Annotated in this window: 15 protein-coding genes and 1 pseudogene; 13 read left to right on the top strand and 3 right to left on the bottom strand. The window is 74.4% G+C overall.

Annotation, left to right across the window (positions count from 1 at the left end; genetic code table 11):
• Positions 1–384: 384 nt before the first annotated feature.
• The 10 genes from BJY16_RS35525 to BJY16_RS35485 are packed head-to-tail and all read left to right on the top strand — an operon-like array spanning position 385 to position 12,986.
• Positions 385–2,268 (top strand): hypothetical protein, encoded by a 1,884-nt coding sequence (locus tag BJY16_RS35525; protein ID WP_185043930.1) that lies wholly within the window; start codon positions 385–387, stop codon positions 2,266–2,268.
• Complete coding sequence (locus BJY16_RS35520) at positions 2,265–4,859, top strand: serine/threonine-protein kinase (RefSeq protein ID WP_185043929.1); 2,595 nt, start codon at positions 2,265–2,267, stop codon at positions 4,857–4,859. The genes BJY16_RS35525 and BJY16_RS35520 overlap by 4 nt, the downstream gene beginning before the upstream one ends.
• Before the next feature lie 13 nt (positions 4,860–4,872).
• On the top strand, positions 4,873–6,105 hold the full coding sequence (locus BJY16_RS46720; protein ID WP_203759148.1) for a hypothetical protein: 1,233 nt from the start codon (positions 4,873–4,875) through the stop codon (positions 6,103–6,105).
• Complete coding sequence (locus tag BJY16_RS48735) at positions 6,102–7,937, top strand: AAA family ATPase (RefSeq protein WP_203759147.1); 1,836 nt, start codon at positions 6,102–6,104, stop codon at positions 7,935–7,937. Before BJY16_RS46720 ends, BJY16_RS48735 begins: the two co-directional genes overlap by 4 nt.
• A gap of 43 nt (positions 7,938–7,980) precedes the next feature.
• Positions 7,981–8,616 (top strand): 4Fe-4S single cluster domain-containing protein, encoded by a 636-nt coding sequence (locus BJY16_RS35510; RefSeq protein ID WP_185043927.1) that lies wholly within the window; start codon positions 7,981–7,983, stop codon positions 8,614–8,616.
• A complete protein-coding gene (locus BJY16_RS35505; RefSeq protein ID WP_185043926.1) occupies positions 8,604–9,122 on the top strand; it encodes an FHA domain-containing protein in 519 nt (172 codons plus the stop codon). The genes BJY16_RS35510 and BJY16_RS35505 overlap by 13 nt, the downstream gene beginning before the upstream one ends.
• Complete coding sequence (locus BJY16_RS35500; RefSeq protein ID WP_185043925.1) at positions 9,119–9,820, top strand: PP2C family protein-serine/threonine phosphatase; 702 nt, start codon at positions 9,119–9,121, stop codon at positions 9,818–9,820. The genes BJY16_RS35505 and BJY16_RS35500 overlap by 4 nt, the downstream gene beginning before the upstream one ends.
• On the top strand, positions 9,817–10,077 hold the full coding sequence (locus BJY16_RS35495) for a hypothetical protein (protein WP_185043924.1): 261 nt from the start codon (positions 9,817–9,819) through the stop codon (positions 10,075–10,077). Before BJY16_RS35500 ends, BJY16_RS35495 begins: the two co-directional genes overlap by 4 nt.
• On the top strand, positions 10,061–11,260 hold the full coding sequence (locus BJY16_RS35490; RefSeq protein ID WP_185043923.1) for a CHAT domain-containing protein: 1,200 nt from the start codon (positions 10,061–10,063) through the stop codon (positions 11,258–11,260). Before BJY16_RS35495 ends, BJY16_RS35490 begins: the two co-directional genes overlap by 17 nt.
• Before the next feature lie 10 nt (positions 11,261–11,270).
• A complete protein-coding gene (locus BJY16_RS35485; RefSeq protein WP_185043922.1) occupies positions 11,271–12,986 on the top strand; it encodes a CHAT domain-containing protein in 1,716 nt (571 codons plus the stop codon).
• Positions 12,987–13,738: 752 nt separating this feature from the next.
• Here BJY16_RS35485 and BJY16_RS35480 read toward each other — a convergent pair.
• Together BJY16_RS35480 and BJY16_RS35475 are read right to left on the bottom strand one after the other, a co-directional pair.
• Complete coding sequence (locus BJY16_RS35480) at positions 13,739–14,401, bottom strand: response regulator (RefSeq protein WP_185043921.1); 663 nt, start codon at positions 14,399–14,401, stop codon at positions 13,739–13,741.
• Positions 14,402–15,160: 759 nt separating this feature from the next.
• Positions 15,161–16,318 carry a sensor histidine kinase gene (locus BJY16_RS35475; RefSeq protein ID WP_239177776.1) on the bottom strand — a complete coding sequence of 386 codons (1,158 nt, stop codon included), beginning with the start codon at positions 16,316–16,318 and terminating at the stop codon, positions 15,161–15,163.
• Positions 16,319–16,450: 132 nt separating this feature from the next.
• Here BJY16_RS35475 and BJY16_RS35470 point away from each other — a divergent pair, with 132 nt between their 5' ends.
• Complete coding sequence (locus tag BJY16_RS35470; protein ID WP_185043920.1) at positions 16,451–16,858, top strand: DUF6069 family protein; 408 nt, start codon at positions 16,451–16,453, stop codon at positions 16,856–16,858.
• 167 nt (positions 16,859–17,025) lie between these two features.
• Here BJY16_RS35470 and BJY16_RS35465 read toward each other — a convergent pair whose 3' ends face one another.
• Positions 17,026–17,763: a maleylpyruvate isomerase family mycothiol-dependent enzyme gene (locus BJY16_RS35465; protein WP_185043919.1), complete on the bottom strand. Its 738-nt coding sequence runs from the start codon at positions 17,761–17,763 to the stop codon at positions 17,026–17,028.
• Between the two features lie 69 nt (positions 17,764–17,832).
• On the opposite strand from BJY16_RS35465, the pseudogene BJY16_RS47835 reads away from it, so the two are divergent.
• Positions 17,833–18,167 (top strand): annotated as a pseudogene (locus BJY16_RS47835) (IS701 family transposase); the annotation flags it as partial.
• On the top strand, positions 18,144–18,374 hold the full coding sequence (locus BJY16_RS35460) for a hypothetical protein (RefSeq protein WP_185043918.1): 231 nt from the start codon (positions 18,144–18,146) through the stop codon (positions 18,372–18,374). The pseudogene BJY16_RS47835 and the gene BJY16_RS35460, both read left to right, overlap by 24 nt.
• Positions 18,375–18,431 lie beyond the last annotated feature (57 nt).

The raw sequence follows: 18,431 nt of genomic DNA, 5'->3' as shown, positions 1-18,431 counted from the left end.
TTTTACCTGTTCGTATTCATGTGGTCCTGGAAAGTGCCCGGGACCAGCGGCAAAGCCGATGCGGGACGGCATGCGGAACGAGCCGGATCCGGTCGTCCCGCCCGGCGTTCCCAGCGGTCCGCCGTGTCCGGCGCTCACTTCGATCAATAGGCTGGGTCCGGGCCGGCGGCTCTTTCCCGCCACCTGACAATGGCATGCCGGCGCGCCGGTGTCAGTCGGCGTATCGGCCGACGCCGTTCCAACATCAACTTCGGCGCGCCGGATTTCCCGGCGTTTCGCATTGACGGGGGCAATGCCGGACTGCAAGGCTGTCGGGGCCCGTGGATCACATTATGACCCCATTGCCACTGTGGACTGCGACAAGTCCGCCGTTCGGATGACAGCATGACGCTAATAGTCGGAACCATTCCGTGCGACCGAGTCGACGCGGCGGTCGAGGCCGCGCAGCAGCAGCTGGCGGCGGCCGGCCGGCGCGCGCCGGCACAGCGCGTGCTGGCCCTGCTCAACGTCTCACACGCGCTGCTGAGCCGGTTCGTGTGCCGGCGCGCCGCAGCCGACCTGAACGCTTCGATCGAGGCTGCCCGCGAGGCCGAGCGGCTGGTGCCCCGCGGCCGGCCCGAGCGGCGCGGCGTGACCGTGCGGCTGGCCAGTGTGCTCGCCGTGCGCAACGAGCCGGAGGACGTCACCTTCGCCCTCGACACGCTGCGCCGTGAACAGGCCGGGCTCCGCCCGGGCAACCCCGAGCACGCCGCCCTGGACACCATGTACGCCACCGTGCTGGCCCCGCAGTACCTGCGCTACCGCCGCCCGGAGGACCTGGCCGAGGCGCTCGACCGGGTGGAGCGCGCCCTGCCGGTGCTGGACCGGGCCACCACGGTGACCCGGTTCAACGCGAGCACCGCGGAGGTCTTCACGAACGCCGCGGCCACCGCCCGGGCAACCCTGGCCACCCTGCTGGTCGCCCGCTCCGGCGATCCGGACGCCGACCCCGCCGACGAGCAGCGGATCCGGCGGCTGCTCGAGCAGGCGACCCGGCTCTCCCCGGTGGTCGGCGCGGTCGGTGACACCCTGACCCGCACGCACGAGCTGCAATCCTTCGACCAGCGCCCGGCCGCCGAGGCCGCCGAGATGCTGTCCGGGTTCGAGTTCGGTGACGGCGACCGGTATCTCGGGCCGGGCGCCGGGACGGGCAGCGCCGGCCGCGGCATCCAGATCTCCGGCCGGTACGGCACCGGCAGCGACCTGCGCGCTCTCGACGACGGCATCCGGGACATGGAGGCCGAGCTGGACGACCCCACCCGGTACGAGGCCGACCGCCCGTCCCAGCTGGCCACCCTGGCCAACCTCTACCACCTCCGCTCGCGGACCAAGGGCCTGTCCGGCGACCCGACCGCGGGCGCCGACCGCCGGCAGGCCGAGCAGCTGGCCGGGGAGGTGCTCGGCCTGGGCCGGGACAGCCAGGACGAGGCCCGGGTGGTGCTGGCCAACTGCAAACTCGACGGCTACCGCTGGGCAGGCCCGGACCAGAACGCCCTGGACGAGGCGGTCACCCTGCTGCGCCGGGCCACCTCCGGGCAGGAGATGGCCCCGCGGCTGCGCCGGGCCGTCCGCAGCTCGCTGGCCGAGGCGCTGATCGCCAAGGGCTTCCGGGACGGCGACCTGGAAACCGTCGACGAGGGTGTCGCGCTGTTCCGGCGGCTGCGCGACGGCTACGTCAAGGGCAGCCTGCCGCACGCGGTCGCCTGCTCCCGGCTCGCCGCCGGGCTGCACCTGCGCGCCGAGGCCACCGGATTCACCGAGGACCGGCTGGCCGCCGCCGACGAGTCCCGGCGCGCCGTCGCCGAGCTGACCGGCAAGAGCCTGCTCTGGGCGTACGACACCGCCGTCCGGTGGGCCGACTGGTCCTGGCGGCACGAGCGGATGGCCGACGCCGGCGACGCCTACCTGATCGCCGTGGACCTGCTCAACCAGTTGGTCCGCGCCCAGCTCACCCGGTCGATGAGCGAGCTGGTGCTGGGCCGGGGCGCGCGCGGCATGCCGGCCCGGGCGGCCTGCGCGCTGACCCGCCGCGGCCGGCTCACCGAGGCGGTCGAGGCCCTGGAGGGCGGCCGCGCGGTGCTGCTCTCCGCCGCGCTCGAACGCGACCTGGTCGGCCTCACCGCGCCGGAGCACGAGCCTGTCCGTCAGCGATATCTGCGGGCCGTCGAGCGACTGCGCGAGCTGCAGGACCGCGCCATCCAGGACCAGCTGGGCACGGAGGGGGCATGAGCGACTACACCACCCGGCGTGAGGACACCACGCCGGGACCGGCCGCCACCACGCGGGAGGGCGCGGCGCGGACCACCCGGGAGGGGGCCGCGCGGACCACCCGGGAGGGCGCGGCACAGACCACCCGGGAGGGGGCGGCGGGGCCCGCGCCGACGACCCGGGAGAGTCCGGAGGGCCGCCCGCCGACCGAGGACTCCGGTGGGCTGCCCGCCGCGATCTTCGCCCGCTACCGCCCGGAGGCCGACCTGGCCACCGGCGGGGAGGCGCACCTGGTGATGCTGGTCCGCGACCGGGAGACCGGCGAGCAGCGGGTCGCCAAGGTCTACCCGACCGCGGTCCGGCCGGACACCGCCCTGCTCGACGCGCTGCGCACCGCCGACGCCCGGCACGTGGTCCGGGTGATCGACTGGGGCGAGGAGACCGGCGCCTTCGGCCGCGAGATGAGCTGGGAGGTGCTCGAGTACGCCCCGGCCGGCTCGCTCGCCGCGCTGGCCCGCGACCACGGCGGCGCGCTCCCGCCGGACCAGGTCCGGGAGGTGCTCCGCCAGGTCACCGACGCGCTCGCCTACCTGCACGGCGAGCTGCGGCACGGCGCCGCCGCCGGGATCGCGCACCGCGACATCAAGCCGGAGAACATCCTGCTCCGCAGCCGTCACCCGGTCGACCTGGTGCTCTGCGACTTCGGCCTGGTCGCCGAGCTGCGCGCCACCCGGCGCACCACCGGCCGGGCCGGCACCCCGGCCTACCAGGCCCCGGAGACCTGGTGGCAGAAGAGCCAGAAGCCGGAACAGGACTGGTGGTCGCTCGGCGTGGTGATCGTCGAGCTGCTCACCGGGCGCAACCCGAACAGCGGCGTCGGCGGGCACGCGGTCAACGAGCGGGCGGTCTTCGAGCACATCGCCACCTACGGCGTCGACCTGGACGGGATCACCGACCCGGACTGGCGGCTGCTCTGCCAGGGCCTGCTCACCCGGGCGCCGGAGGAACGCTGGGGTGCCACCGAGGTGCGCGCCTGGCTGGCCGGCGAACGCCCGGCGGTGCACGACGCGCCGATCACCGAGCCGGCGCCGGTGGCCGCCCCGCCGGTCGCGCCGTTCGAGGTGGCCGGCCGGCTCTGCCGCACCCCGGAGGAGGTCGGCGCCGCGCTCTCCGAGAACTGGGCGGCCGGCCTCGCCCTCTTCCAGAACCGGGCCCAGCAGCTCGACCTCTCCGACTGGATGCGGGAGAACTTCCCGGCGACCAACCTGCCGGAGAACCTGATGCGCACCAAGGTCACCCACCGCACCGACGCGGCCGCCCGGCTCACCCGGCTGATCTCCTGGGTCGCCCCGGAGATGCCGCCGGTCTACGAGCAGCGCCGCGCCGACGCGCCCGGCCTGGCCCTGCTGGCCCAGTCCGCGGCGGCCGGCGACCCGACCGCGACCGGCCTGCTCCAGGCGCTGAACGTCGGCCTGCTGCGGGCGCTGGCCCGGCACCGCTGCCGCACCCACCCGCAGTGCGCCGGCGACCAGCCCGGCTGCGCGGTGCTCACCGCGGCCGCCGACCGGCTCGACCAGGTCACCGCCGCGGTCCAGGAACGGATCAACGACCTGGCGGTCCGGCTCGCGCTCACCGACCCGTCCACCGGCGGGTACGGCCCGGCCCGCCGGCCCGAGGTGGACCAGGCGCTGCCGGCCGCCACCGCGATCGCGTTCCGCCTGCTGGTCGACCCGGACCACCGCGAGCGCCTGCCCGCCGAGCTGCGCCGGCAGAAGACGCCCGGCAAGGTCGGCTGGTGGGCCGAGCTGCGCGACGAGGCCCGCGGCCCGGACCACCGGCAGCTGGCCGCCGGCGCGGTGGCGACCGCGCTGATCCCGGTGGCCACCGCCGAGTCGGCCGCCGCCAAGGCCCAGCGCGCCCAGGCCAAGCAGGAGGAACGCAACGAGCGGGCGGCCCGCGCCGGGATGGCGCCGGGCGGCGGCGGGACCGCGCTGCGCAACGGCTGGCGGGACGTGGTCAACCTGCTGCTCGCCGTGCTGCTCGCCTACCTGACCACCTTCCTCGGCGCCGCGGTCAGCAAGCTGGAGGCGTACGACCTGGTCCCCGGCAAGGCCCCGCTCTACCTGCTCAACATCACCGACGTGCAGACCATGGTGGCGCTGCCGGTGCTGGTCGTGCTCGGCTGCCTGCTGATCCGGCCGGCCGACCCGCCGGCCGCGCTGCGCCGGGCCCGCTGGTTCTGCTGGCTGTTCGCGATCGCGCTGGCCATCGTGCTGACCGTCGCGGACGGCGAGTACCGGATCCTGGTCCGGTTCCCGATCGTGCTGCGCAGCGCCTTCCACGACCCGCTGCAGGCGGTGAACGGCAACTTCGCGGCGATCTTCCCGTACGCCATGCTCGGCGCCGGGATCCTCGCGCTCTGGATCGGCCGGCGGATGGTGAACCGCGGCTGGCAGACCGAGGCCGGCGACGGCGGCGCCGTGGCCCGCCGGATCCGGACCGTGCTGATCCTCGCGGTCGTGGCGCTCTACCTGGTCCAGCCGCTCTGGGTGTGGCAGCAGGTCGCGGTGCCGTTCCTGCCGTCCCCGACCGAGGTGTGGTGGCAGTGGTGAGAGGAGACGACGCATGAGCTCGATGACCGGCGCGCGTTACGTGGTGGAGACCGCCGCCGAGCGGCTGGCCCGCGAGCAACGCGCCGAATGGGAACGGTACGTGCAGGCGCGCGGCGAACTGGAGGCGATCCGGGCCGAGGCGGACGCCTACCGTTCGGTCTACGGCGACCGGATCGCCAAGGTGCCGGCCGGCCGCCAGGCCCGCCCCAAGCACTCCCCGGCCAAGATCGCCGCGACCACCGGCGAGCTGCGCGAACTCGCCCGCAAGGAACGGGACGCGCTGCGCGCCGCGGTCAGCGCCGCCTCCCGCAGCGACGTCAGCGGACTGCTCGCCGCCGGACCCGCGGCCGAGGCGGCCGGCACCACGCGCACCTGGGACGACTCGGTCGTCGAGAGGACACCGGAACCGGTGCGGACCAGCGACGGGAGCGCGGAACGGCGTACCGAAAAACTGGCGGCCCGCCGGGAAGCGGACGCCGAGCGGGCCGCGGACCTGGTCTCCCGGCTGCCGGCCGGCGCGCCCGCCGAGACCCGCGCGGCCTGCGCCGCGGCCGCCGCCGAGATCGCCGGCGGCGCCTCCCCGATCCGGACCCGGCTGCTCCTGACCGACCTGGAGAAACGGGTCCGCGACACGCAGCGCGCCGAGGAGGAGGTCGACCGGGCCCGCCGCGAGCTGCTGGCCATCGCCGCCCCGCTGGAGACCGTCCCGGGGGAGGAGGCGGAGCGGCTGCGCGCGCGGATCGGCCGGCTGATCGCCGAGCGGGTCCGCGAGGTGCCGGACGGCATGCGCGCCGAGGCGGACGAGGTGGTCGACCGGGCCGACCGGGCCCGCCGCCGCAAAGCCGTCGCGAACGCGCTGCGCACCAAACTCGCCGACCTCGGCTACCAGGTGGCCGAGGGCTTCGAGACCCGGCTGGCCGGCGACGGCGTGGCCTACGCGGGGATGAGCGACGGCCGCGGCTACGGCGTCAAGGTGCTGCTCGACCGGGACAACCCGGTGGTCCGCACCCAGGTGGTCCGGGCCCGGAGCAACCACGCCGGGGCCGCCGACGACGCCGGCGCCGAGCGCAAGTTCTGCGACGACTACGACGTCCTGCTGCGCGCCATGCGCAAGGAGGGCGTGCAGGTCGCCGAGGTGGCCCGGCAGGCGCCCGGCACCCGCCCGGTGCAGGCGGTCGCCGACGAGGTCATCCCGGCCGGCACCGCGCAGCGCAGCACGCAGCAGCAGAGGGAGCGGACACTGTGAACCCGGAGCACCCCACCAACCCGGCCTGGCTGCGGGAGATCGACCTGGCGCTCTGCGCCCACCCGCAGATCCTGCTCACCGGCAACGTCCGCGACCTCTACCGGCTGCCCGACCCCGGATTCGCCGGCCGGGTCCGGTTCATGGGGCTGGTCGAGGCGCTGTGGAGCGTCGCCCAGCCGCGCGGCTACGGCGCCCTGCTCGCCTACTCGACCGGCGTCGGCGTCGAGCTGATCAGCGCCACCCCGGAGGGCCGGACCGCGGCCGAGCAGGTGCTCCGCGAGGCCGACGTGGAGCAGCGCCGCCCGCTGCACATGGCCCAGGTCCGCGACCTGATCACCGCGGTGACCGACCTGGACCGCCGGCGCGCCGCCGGGCCGCCGGTCGCCCTGGTGCTCAGCGACGCGGCCCGGCTGTTCACCGGCGAGCTGCTCTCCCCGGAGGAACGGCTCTTCCTGGCCACCGCCGACCGGCTCGCCTACCGGGCGCTGCCGGTCGGCAACGGCTACAACACCGTGTTCTGGGTGCTCGACCGGGAGCACGACCTGCCGGCCTGGTTCGCCACCGGCAACCACACCCTGCGGATCACCGGCATCCCGGAACCCGACCTGAGCGCCCGGCTGGCCACCGCCCGGGACATGGCGGTCAAGCTGCCCGAGATGCCCGAGGAGGAGAGCGAACGGCAGGCCGTCGCCCGCCGGTTCGCCGAGGCCAGCCACGGGATGCGGCTGCGCAGCATGCAGGACGTGGTGCGGCTGGCCGCGGCGGCCGGCATCCCGGGCGCCCGGATCGACGACGCGGTCCGCGCCTTCCGGGTCGGCGTGCCGGACAACCCGTGGCAGAGCGCCGGGCTGCGCGACCGGCTGCGCACCGCGGAGAAGGAACTCGGCACCCGGGTGCTCGGCCAGCCCGACGCGGTCCGCCGGGTGCTGGACATCCTGGCCCGCTCGGCCACCGGCCTGTCCGGCGCGCACACCGGCAACACCAGCAAGCCCCGCGGCGTGCTGTTCTTCGCCGGACCCACCGGCGTCGGCAAGACCGAGCTGGCCAAGGCCCTCGCGGAGCTGCTCTTCGGCGACGAGAACGCGTACCTGCGCTTCGACATGTCGGAGTTCTCCGCCGAGCACTCCGAGGCCCGGCTGATCGGCGCGCCGCCCGGCTTCATCGGCCACGACGCCGGCGGCGAGCTGACCAACGGGATCCGCCAGCAACCGTTCCGGGTGGTGCTCTTCGACGAGATCGAGAAGGCCCACCAGCGCCTGCTGGACAAGTTCCTGCAAATCCTCGACGACGGGCGGCTCACCGACGGGCGCGGCGGCACCGTCTACTTCACCGAGGCGCTCATCGTCTTCACCACCAACCTCGGCATCGTGGTGCCCGGCGAGGACAACAAGCCGGTGGAGAACGTCACCGACGAGATGGAGCTGCCGGAGATCGAGGAACGGGTCCGGCAGTACATCGAGGTCTTCTTCCGGCACCTGATCGGCCGGCCCGAGCTCTACAACCGGGTCGAGCAGAGCATCGTGGTCTTCGACTTCCTGCGCCCGGAGGCCGCGCTGGAGATCGCCGACCGGACCATCGGGCGGGTCGCCGACGCGGTCCGGCGCAACTTCGGCGCCACCCTGGAGTTCAGCGACAGCGCCCGGGAGGAACTGCTCCAGCAGGCCACCTACAACCTGCGCAACGGCGGGCGCGGGATCGTCGCGACCATCGAGAGCATCCTGCTCAACCCGCTGGCCCGGGAGCTGTTCGCCCGGCCGCCGGTGCCCGGCCAGGCGCTGCGGGTGGCGGCGATCGAGCCGCAGGGGCAGAACTATGTGCTGGTGATGGAGTGAGGCCCCGCCGGTACGGCCGCCGGAGCGTCACTGAGGTGGCCGGATGAGGCTGCGGCTGGCTCGGATGCATCACCCGGTGACCGCCCTCGGTCCGGGCCGGCGGATCGGGATCTGGGTGCAGGGCTGCGGGATCGGCTGCCCCGGCTGCGTCGCCCGGGACACCTGGACCGCCGGGCCGGAGCACGACATCGAGGTGGCCGACGTGCTCGCCTGGTGCGCCGAACGGGCCGCCGGGACCGACGGGGTGACGATCAGCGGCGGCGAGCCGTCCGAGCAGCCGGAGGCGCTCGCCGAGCTGCTGCGCGGGCTGCGCCGGATCGACCCGGACTGGGACCTGCTCTGCTACACCGGGGTCGAGCTGGACGAGTTCCGGCGGCGCTGCCCGGACGCCGTCGCGGAGATCGACGCCCTGATCACCGGACCGTTCCGGATCACCGAGCCGACCGACCTGCTCTGGCGCGGCTCGGCCAACCAGCGGCTGATCCCGTGCACCCCGCGCGGCGAACAGCGCTACGCCCGCTGGGCCGGCGCCGTCCGCGAGCACCCCGAGCTGCAGCTGCAGGTCGACGACGAGCGGGTCTGGCTGATCGGCATCCCCGGCCGCGGTGACCTGGCCCGGCTGCAGCGCGTCCTGCGTGACCAGGGCATCGAACTGGAAGGCGTGTCATGGCGACCCTGATCTGCCCGATCCACGGCCCGCAGAGCGGCGGCGGCTCGCTCTGCTCGCAACCCGGCTGCATGGAGTTCCTGCAGCCGGAGCCGACCTGCCCGGAGCCCGGCTGCGGGAACCCGCTCAACCCGGACGGCACCTGCCCGCTGCACAGCCTGACGATGGCGGCCGAGGCCGACGTCTACGCGCCGGCGACCACCCGGGAGAGCATCCTCTTCCAGCTCGAGTTCCCGTTCGGCCCGGTGGCGGTCGGCGGCGACGAGCTGCGCATCGGCCGGGCCGAGGAACTGGGCCGGATCGCCGACGCGCTGAAGGACTACGACAAGGTGTCCCGCCAGCACGCGATCGTCTGGGTGGAGAGCGGCGACCTCTACGTCCGCGATCTCGGCTCGACCAACGGCACCTTCGTCAACGACCGCAAGGTGGAGCACGGCGACCGGCGCCAGTTGCACGACGGCGACGAGCTGCGGTTCTCCAGCACGGTCCGGGTCCGGGTCCGGCGGGCCGGGGCATGACCGGGGCCCGGGTCACCGCGCTGACCGCCCGCGGCAGCGTGCGCGCCGGCAACCAGGACGCCGTGCTGGTCGCCGGCTGGACCAGCCAGGCCGCCGAGCCGCGGATCGTCGAACTGACCACCGACGGGCCGCCGCTGCTGTTCGCGGTCGCCGACGGGCTCGGCGGGCACAACGCCGGCGACCTGGCCAGCCGGCTCGCGGTCGGCGACCTGGTGGCCCGCCACCCGGGCTGGGACACCGCGGAGGCGGTGCACGCCGGGCTGATCGCGGTCAGCGAGAAGCTGCACCACACCGCGGCCCGGGCGCCGGCCACCGCCGGGATGCGCACCACGGTGGCCGGGCTGCTGCTGCACGCCGGCGGCGCCCGGATCTTCAACGTCGGGGACAGCCGGGTCTACCGGATCACCGACGGGTATTTGGAGCAGGTCAGCGTCGACCACGCGTCCGGCCGGTCCACGCTCACCCAGGCGCTCGGCGACACGCCCGGCGGGCTCGACCCGTACGTCCGGGACACCCCGGCGGAGGGTCGCTACCTGCTCTGCACCGACGGGGTGCACGGCGTGCTCGACGACCGGGTGCTGCGCCGCTCCTGCCGCCTCGACGACGCCGCCAAGCTGGTCGAGGCACTACGCGACGAGGCGTACGCCGAGGGCGCCCCGGACAACCTGAGCATCCTCGTGGTCGACATCCGGCCATGAGATCGGCGCGCTTCGCCCAGTTCTCGCTGCCCGCCCGCCGGTCCGTCCCCGGCACGCCGGGCCGGGACCTGCCGCCGGAACTGCGGCACGCCGGCTGTCCGGCGATTCGCCGGTCCGGCAACGGCGGCGCCGTCGTCGCCCCGCGGAACTCGCTGCGGGCGCCGGACGCCGCGCTGCCGGCGCCGCTGTGCCGCACACGCTGCTGCTCCGGCCGGGACCGGACGAGACGAAAGAAGGCCGATGAGTCCGCCCGATGAGCTGCAAGTGGCGCACGCCGAGCTGGCCGCGGCGATCACCGCGATCCAGCAGGTGCCCGGGTTCGAGGGTTTCCTCGCGCCGGCCCGGTTCGCCGACGTCGCCGCGACCGCCGGGCACCCGCTGGTCTACCTGGTGCCGTCCGAGCAGGCCGGGCTGGCCCTGATCGTGCACGGGGAGATGGTCACCGACGTACGGCTGCCCGGCCTCACCGACCGCGAGGTGCACGACTGGGCGGAACGGCACGCCGCCCGGGACGGCTGGCGGCAGCACCTGCCCGGGCTGACCGGCTGGCTCTGGGACGCGGTCGCCGGGCCGCTGCTCGACGCGCTGCCCGGCACCACCCGGATCACGCTGGTCCCGGCCGGGCTGACCGGGCTGCTGCCGCTGCACGCGGCCCGCTGCCCGGACGCGTCCCGGCCGACCGGCTACCGCTACCTGATCGACGACCTGGTGCCCGGCTACACCCCGAACGCCCGGGCCCTCGCGGCCGCCCGCGACCTGGCCGCCCGGGTCGACGCGCGGCGGCTGCTGGTGGTCACCGACGCGCGGCTGCCGCACGCCCGGTGGGAGGGGCTGGCCGCGGCCGCTGCGTTCCCGGAGAGCGAGGTCCGGGACGGCAGTGACTTCGACAGCGCGCTGCTGCCGGCCGCCGACGTGGCGCACTTCGGCTGCCACGGCGCGGTCGCCACCGAACCGCTGCAGAACGCCATCCGGCTGACCGCCACCACCTCGTTGCGGCTCGCCGACATCCTGCCGATGCGGTTGCGTCTGCGGCTCGCCGTGCTGTCCGCCTGCGACACGTTCGTGCCCGGCCGGACCCTGCCGGACGAGGTGATCAACCTGCCCACCGGGCTGCTGCAGGCCGGGGTGGCCGGCGTGGTGGCCTCGATGTGGGCGGTCGACGACCACGCCACCGCGCTGCTGATGACCGAGTTCTACCGTCGCTGGGAGCCGGCCGGGGATCCGGCCGCCGCGCTGATCGGCGCCCAGCGGTGGCTGCGCGACGCCACCCCGGCCGAGGTCGAGGACCACTGGGCGGCGGCGCTGGAGGCGGGGGAGTCGTGGCTGCCGGAGGAGGTGGCGGCGGCGTTGCTCCCGGGCGTCTTCGCGGCCGGCGAGTCGGGCAGCCGGCCCTGGTCCGAGCCGGCCAGCTGGGCCGCGTTCACCTTCACCGGCGCCTAGGCTGCCACCGATGAACGTGGATGAGGAAGCCCTCCGCCGGATCGCCGGCCAGGCCCGGGAGCGGCTGGCCGAGCTGCTCGACCAGCCCGGCGCGGCCGACCGGGTCGCGGCCGCCCTGGACGCCGCGCTGGCCCGCCCGTCCGGGCCGCTCGCCCAGCTCGCCCTGCAGCGGGCGCTGCGCGCCGACCCCGGCCTGGAACGCTGGGCCCGCTCGGCGATCCGCACCGCCGAGAGCCGGCTGCGCGCCGAACCGGGCGCCGCGCCACCGGCCCGCTACCTGACCACCTCGCTGCCGGCCCGGGCCCGCGGCGGCCGGCGGCTCGCCCTGCACGCCGCGATCACCCTGGACGGCGGGCCGGGCAGCGTGCCGACCCGGCCGTTCCCGATCCCGCCGCCCGGGGTGGACGTGCTGCTCTCGGTCGCCTCGGAAACCCTGGAGATCGAGTCGGACGCGGTGCAGCGGGTGCGCGTCCTGCCCGACGCGGACTCGGACACCGTGCTGTTCGAGCTGAGCGCGCCGACGCCCGGCCGGCACGAGGTCCGGGTCCGGGCCTTCCTCGCCGGTGGCGGCGGCGAGCTGAGCGCGGTCGTGCGTACCGTGGAGATCGATCCGGCCGGAACCACCGACCGGCCGCGCACCGTCACCGCCCGCCTGGACCACCTCGCCGCCGGCCCGGACATGGTGACCGTGCAGATCGACCGCACCGTGAGCGGCCTGGTCTGCCGCCTGATCGGCACGGACGGGCCGGCCGCGCTCGCCGAGCCGATCCCGCGGGCCCTGATCCGCGACATCCTGCGGGACGCGCACCAGATGGCGTCCGGGGAGTCCGCCTTCACGCCGCCGAACGCGCGCCGCAGGCTGGCGGACTGGGGGACCACGCTGTGGGGACTGCTGCCGCCCCCGGTCCGCTCGGAGGTCACGGCCCGCCTCAAAGCCACCACGGTCAGCGCGCTGACGCTGTGCACGGACGTCAGCACGCTGCCCTGGGAGCTGCTCACCGACCCGGCCGGCGACGGCTTCCTGGTCGACCGGGTGCCGCTGGTCCGGCAGACCGGGACCAGGCCGCTGAGCCGCTCGCTCGCCCTGATCGACCCGGTGTTCGTGCTGGGCAGCAACCCACCGATCGGCGCCGACCGCGAGATCAGCCGGCTCCATGAACTCCTCTTCGACTCGCCCTCCGCACTCCCCACCACCGATTCCGCCGCCACCCTTGCCGCGCCCGTCGGCGTTCCGGAAGGGATCGCCGATCAGCGAAGCCTCATCTCCCGGATCGACGCCGGCGATTTCAATCTGCTGCATCTCGCCTGCCATCAGGCGAATCCGGAGGGCGGCCAGCCCGGCGGAGTGCTGATGACCGATGGCCGCTTCGAACCGGTCTCCCTGGCCCGCGCGGCGGCGACCGGTTCCCTGGCCCGCCGTTGTCCATTGGTCTTCTTCAATGCCTGTGGCAGCGTGGACGGCGGTTCCTACGACACGTTGATGGGCGGCTGGGCCGAACAATTCCTCCGAGCCGGGGCCGGTGCCTTCATCGGCTCCTCCTGGGCGGTCAAATCGCCGGCCGCCAGACGCTTCGCCCTCGCCTTCTACCGCGAATTCGCCGCCGGCGTCCCGCTCGGCACGGCGTCAATGACCGCCCGAGGCGCCCTGAGCAGCAACAACGCCGATCCGACCAGACTCGCCTACGCCATCTATGGCGATCCGGTAGCGGTCGCTTCCCGACCCTGAAACCATTTTTCGGTACGACTTGCGGCTCTGTGCCGCCGTGGCCGCGACACCGCGAACCCCAGGCCCGCCACGCGGCCCACGATCGCTTCCCGAAACGGTCCGCTCCCGGTTCCTGCCCCTGCCGAAGATTCCAGTCGTCACGGCCGACGAGGGCATCGCCGCCCGGTCGCATCATCGGCCGTTCGCATCATCGGCCGTTCGCATCATCGGCCGTTCGCATTGCCGGCCGTTTGCATCATCGGCCGGTTGCGTCCCGGCGTCAGCTACCCGATGGTCTGGTCCGGCGCTTGGCGGAATTCCGCCGGTCCGCGAAAAAGCAGGACAGCGTCCCCGACGCGATCATGACCACCAGGAGAACCGTCACCCAGACCGACCGTTCCCGATAAATGACGGCGTGCAGCCCCGCCAACGTGATCAACCAATACGCGCCACGCAACTTCCGCCCCAGTCTCACGAGCCTCCCGGCGAACGGCCTCCACCCGCCGGCCTCAGCGGACGCGTCCGGACTCGGCTCGCCCCCAAATCAGGATATATCCGTCGGCGTGCAACCTCAGGCGCACGCGATTCGCTGCTGGACGGGTGAAAGCCCGGCCGAGCTGAAGATTTGGCTCGATCTCGTGGGAAGGCGGAACCGGCGTCCCGGGAAGGCGAGACCGCAGTCTGGACAGGTGAGGCCGGCGTCGCGGGAAGGCGACACCGCCGTCCTGGACAGGTCAGCCCGGCACCCGGGTCAGGTCAGCCTGGCGTCCGGGTCAGGCGAGGCCGGCGTCGTGGACCAGCAGGGCGAGCTGGGTTCGATTGTCCAGGTTCAGCTTGGTGAGGATGTGCGAGACGTGGGTCTTCACCGTGGCCAGGGTCATGTCGAGTTCGGTGGCGATCTCCGCGTTGTTGTACCCCTGCCCGACGGCCACCACCACGTCGTGCTCCCGGGGGCTGAGCGCCGCCAGCGTGGCTCGCGCCCGGGCGTAGGCGCCGGCCTGCACCGCGACCCGGTCCATCAGGCGCAGGGTGATCCGCGGGGAGAGGATCGGTTCGCCGGCCGCCACCTGACGGACCGCCTCCGCGATCCGGGCCGGTGGGGTGTCCTTGAGCAGGAAGCCGCTGGCCCCGGCCCGGAGCGCGTGCAAAATGTTCTCGTCGGTGTCGAAGGTGGTCAGCACGATGACTTCCGGCGGCCGCTGCCGGGCCCGCAACCGCCGGGTCGCGGTGATCCCGTCCACGCGCGGCATCCGCAGGTCCATCAGCACCACGTCGGGCGCGTGCGCGTCAGCCGCCGCCTGCACCCGGTCGCCGTCGTCCGCCTCGCCGACCACCGAGATCCCCGGCGCCCCGTCGAGCATCATGGTCAGTCCGGCCCGCACCAGCGCGTCGTCGTCCACCACCAACACCCGAACCGGCCGATCCACGCCCGTCATGCTATCCACCCCACCACCCGCCGACCGCCCCGCCCGAACCGGAGTACCCGGAGGCGCAACGACCGCCCATCGGCCGCCCCACCGGATCCGCGGGTCTTGAGGAGGCGACGAATGCCCGCCACCCCACCGGATCTGCGGGTGGCGAGGAAGCGGCGACGGGCTGCCGGACCACCGGATCTGCGGGTGGCGAGGAAGCGGCGACGGGCTGCCGGACCACCGGATCTGCGGGTGGCGAGGAAGCGGCGACGGGCTGCCGGACCACCGGATCTGCGGGTGGCGAGGAAGCGGCGACGGGCTGCCGGACCACCGGATCTGCGGGTGGCGAGGAAGCGGCGACGGGCTGCCGGACCACCGGATCTGCGGGTGGCGAGGAAGCGGCGACGGGCTGCCGGACCACCGGATCTGCGGGTGGCGAGGAAGCGGCGACGGGCTGCCGGACCACCGGATCCGCGGGTGTCGAGAAACGGCGACGGGCTGCCGGACCACGTCGCGGAGCCAACCACACAGCATCAGCGAGGCGAGGCGAGGCGGGGCGAGGCGGGCGAGGCGAGGCGGGGCAAGGCAAGGCGAGGCGGGGCGGGCAAAGCGAGGTGGGGCAGGGCGAAGCAAGGCGAGGTCAGGCGGGGCGAGATGGGGCGGGGCGAGATGGGGCGGGGCGGGGCGAGGTGAGGTGGGGCGAGGTCAGGTGGGGCGAGATGGAACGGGGCGAAGCGGCGAGGGGTCCCGGCGGGAGGCGGGAGGCGGGGTGGCTGGGATGGGTCAGGACGGCCAGGGGAGGGTGGCGTGCAGGTGAAACTCGCCGTCACCTGACCGGTGGTCCAGCCGCCCGCCGGCCAGCTGCACCCGCTCGGTGAGCCCGACCAACCCGGCTCCGCCCGACCAGCCCGGAGGCGCCGGGTTGTCCGGTGTCAGGGCGTTGCGGATCTCGACCTGCAGACCTGTGCCCGGCCCACCCCGCAGGTGCACGTGGACCGGCTGCCCGGCAGCGTGCTTCCGGGCGTTGGTCAGGCCTTCCTGGATCACCCGGTACGCCGTCCGGGCCACCGCCGCCGGCGCCGCCGCGGGCGAGGTCACCGTCTCCTCCAGCAGCACCTCGGTGCCCGCCTCCCGGGACTCGGCGACCAGCCGGGGCACGTCGGTGAGGACCGGCTGCGGTCGGGTCCCGTCGTCGTTCGCCGGTGCGTCGTCCCGGAGCAGCGAGATCACCTCGCGTAGCTCCTCCAGGGCCTGGTGCACCCCGTCCCGCACCACCCCGGCGGCCCGGGACATCTGCTCCGGCGACGAGTCCGGCCGGTACTCCATCGCCCCGGCGAACGTGGCCAGCAGCGACAACCGGTGCGCGAGCACGTCGTGCATCTCCCGGGCGATCTTGCGGCGTTCCAGCATCCGGGCCTCGGCGACCCGGCGGCCCTGTTCCGCCTCGGCCCGGTCGGCCCGCTCCCGCAGCGAGGCGATCAGCGCGGCCCGGGCCTGCGCCCAGGCACCCCAGCCGAGCAGCGCCCCGTACGCGAAGGTGATCAGTGCCAGCCACCAGCCGTAAGCCATCCCGCCGTTGGACCGCCACAGCCCCTGGATCGCGTGCGCCGCGACCCCGGCCGCCGCCATCGCCACCGCCACCGGGAATCGCCGCCGCCGGGCCACCTGCAGCATGCCGATGGTGGCCGGCGGCGTCGCCATCGGGGACACCGTGGCCAGCGCGGTGAGCACCGCGGTGGCGCCGACCGGCCGCCACAGCACCAGCGGCGTGAGCAGCCAGCTCAGCACGCCGGCGGTCAGGTCCAGCGCGAACAGCGGCCCCAGCGGCCGCCCGCCCCACCAGGCCAGCAGCGACATCGCGATGAGCACCCCGGACGCGGCGAAGAGGGTGGCGGCGGCCGCGATCCGGGGCGGGCGCTCGGCATCGGGAAGGCTGGTCACCGGGCGAGGCTATCGGTCCCGGGAGGCCCGTCGACACCATCGAAAGTTGGTGGCCGGCCCTCTCCAAGGGAGGTCGCCGGGCCATCCGCGGTCCGATGTGGCCACCCGCCCCGGTCCGCCAGTCTCGGTGCCATGACGACGAATTCGCAGCACACCCGCTCCCGCCGCCGCACCGGCCGGCTGATCACGATCGCCGCGGCCATCGCCGGCGCCCTGCTGCTCTGGACGGTCAGCGACCTCTGGGGCGGCCTCGACCTGACCGTCCGGCAGGGCGGCACGCTGCAGCCGGTCGGCCCGGCGGCGGTGGCCGGCACCGCGCTGGTCGCCGGCCTGGCCGCCTGGGCCCTGCTGGCCGTCCTGGAGCGCACGGTCCGGCACCCCGTCCGGACCTACCGGATCATCACCTCGATCCTGCTGGTCCTGTCGCTGGCCGGCCCGCTGGCCGGCGTCGGCGCCGGCACCCGGCTGACCCTGCTCGGCATGCACCTCACCGTCGGCCTGGCGCTGATCATCGGCCTGCCGGGCCGCCGGTCCTGCTGATCGGCGCCAAGACGAGCGAGGCCGCCGCGCAGAAACGAGGAGTCGAGCGAGGCCGCCGCGCAGAAACGAGGAGTCGACCGAGGCCGCCGCGCAGAAACGAGGAGTCGACCGAGGCCGCCGCGCAGAAACGATGCGCAAGGCCGGGTAGCCGCCCGGGGGGAGGCGGCTCACACCACCGCGTAGTTGCGCAGCAGCCGGAGCGCCTCGGCGCCGTGCGGTCCCCGGGTCTGCAGCCCGGAGCCGGCCGGCGCCAGCCGTTGCGCCCCGACCCGGCAGAACGCGCCCGCCGGCCCGGCGATCGCCGATTCCGCGGACGGATCCCCGAAGGTCCACCGGGTCCCGTCCGGACCGCGCAGGTCGCAGTAGACCGGCACCGCGGGGCGTCCGGCGAGGTGGAACGCGTACGGCAAAGTGCTGAACCCGAGCCAGGCGACGTGCCGCAACCGGCCGGTGTCCGGATAGTCGATCCGCAGCGGCCCGGTGACGTCCAGCGCGTGCGCCCAGTGCTCGGCCAGCCGGGTGGTGGCCAGTGTCCGCGGTTTCAGCGACGCGGACACCCACCGCAGCGGCCGTCGCGGATCCGCCGCCCGCAGCGCCCGCACCGACTCGCGCCGCGCGGCCTGCCAGCGCGCCAGGACCTCCGGCCCGGAATCGGCCTGGGCCCGGACCATCGCGCCCATCGCCGCGTCCACGGTCGTCCCGAACCGCCGCCAGTCGACCGCCCGCGAGTCACCGCCGGCGGTGGCCGCCACCGCCTCCTCGGTCTGCGCGAGATGCAGCACCACGTCGGCCACGGTCCAGCCGGAAGCCGCCGACGCCCGGTCCCAGTCCGCGGCCGCCAGGCCGGTCAGCACCGCGGCCAACGCCTCCTGCTCCGCCTCGAGGTCGTCAATGACATCCGCCATGACAGCTCACGCTACCGGAGTGCGGGCGGGTGCCCCGGTCTGCGCATCGGGGCGAGGGCGGACTTGGCCTGGCGGCGGTTGTCCTGCGGTGACGGCGCTCATGGGCCGCGGCTCTACGACTGGGGCCGGGTGCCGAACGGTGCGGAATGGGCCACCGGGCCCGGTCACTGGCTGCTCTCGCGGCGCAGCATCAGCGACCCCAGCGAGATTGCCTACTACATCTGTTACGCCCACCGGCAGACCAGCCTGAACGTGCTGGTCTGGGTCGCCGGGCGGCGCTGGCCGGTCGAGGAATGCTTCAAACAGGCCAAGCAAGAGACCGGTCTGGACGACTACAGGTCCGCACCTGGCGCGGCTGGTATGCCCACATCACCCTGTCGATGCTCGCCCTGGCATGGCTGGCCGTCGTCCGCGCCGCTGAGCAGCAAAAAAGGGGAACCTGCGGCGACCGCGAGCAGCTCATTCCGATCAGCGTGCCTGAAGCCCGCCGGTTGATAGCCGCGCTGCTACATGACCACCAACCGGACAACGACCACACCATCGCCTGGTCACGCTTCCGCCGCCGGCAATGGCAGGCCCAGCAATGCCACTGGCGAAGAAGATCAAAATAGGTGCCGTTGCAGTACTAAGCCCGTCCCCGGACGCGAGCGTGCCCCGGGGTCACCGAT

This window comes from Actinoplanes octamycinicus (assembly GCF_014205225.1).
GTDB lineage: Bacteria > Actinomycetota > Actinomycetes > Mycobacteriales > Micromonosporaceae > Actinoplanes > Actinoplanes octamycinicus.
This window is presented reverse-complemented; position numbering and strand designations above follow the sequence as displayed.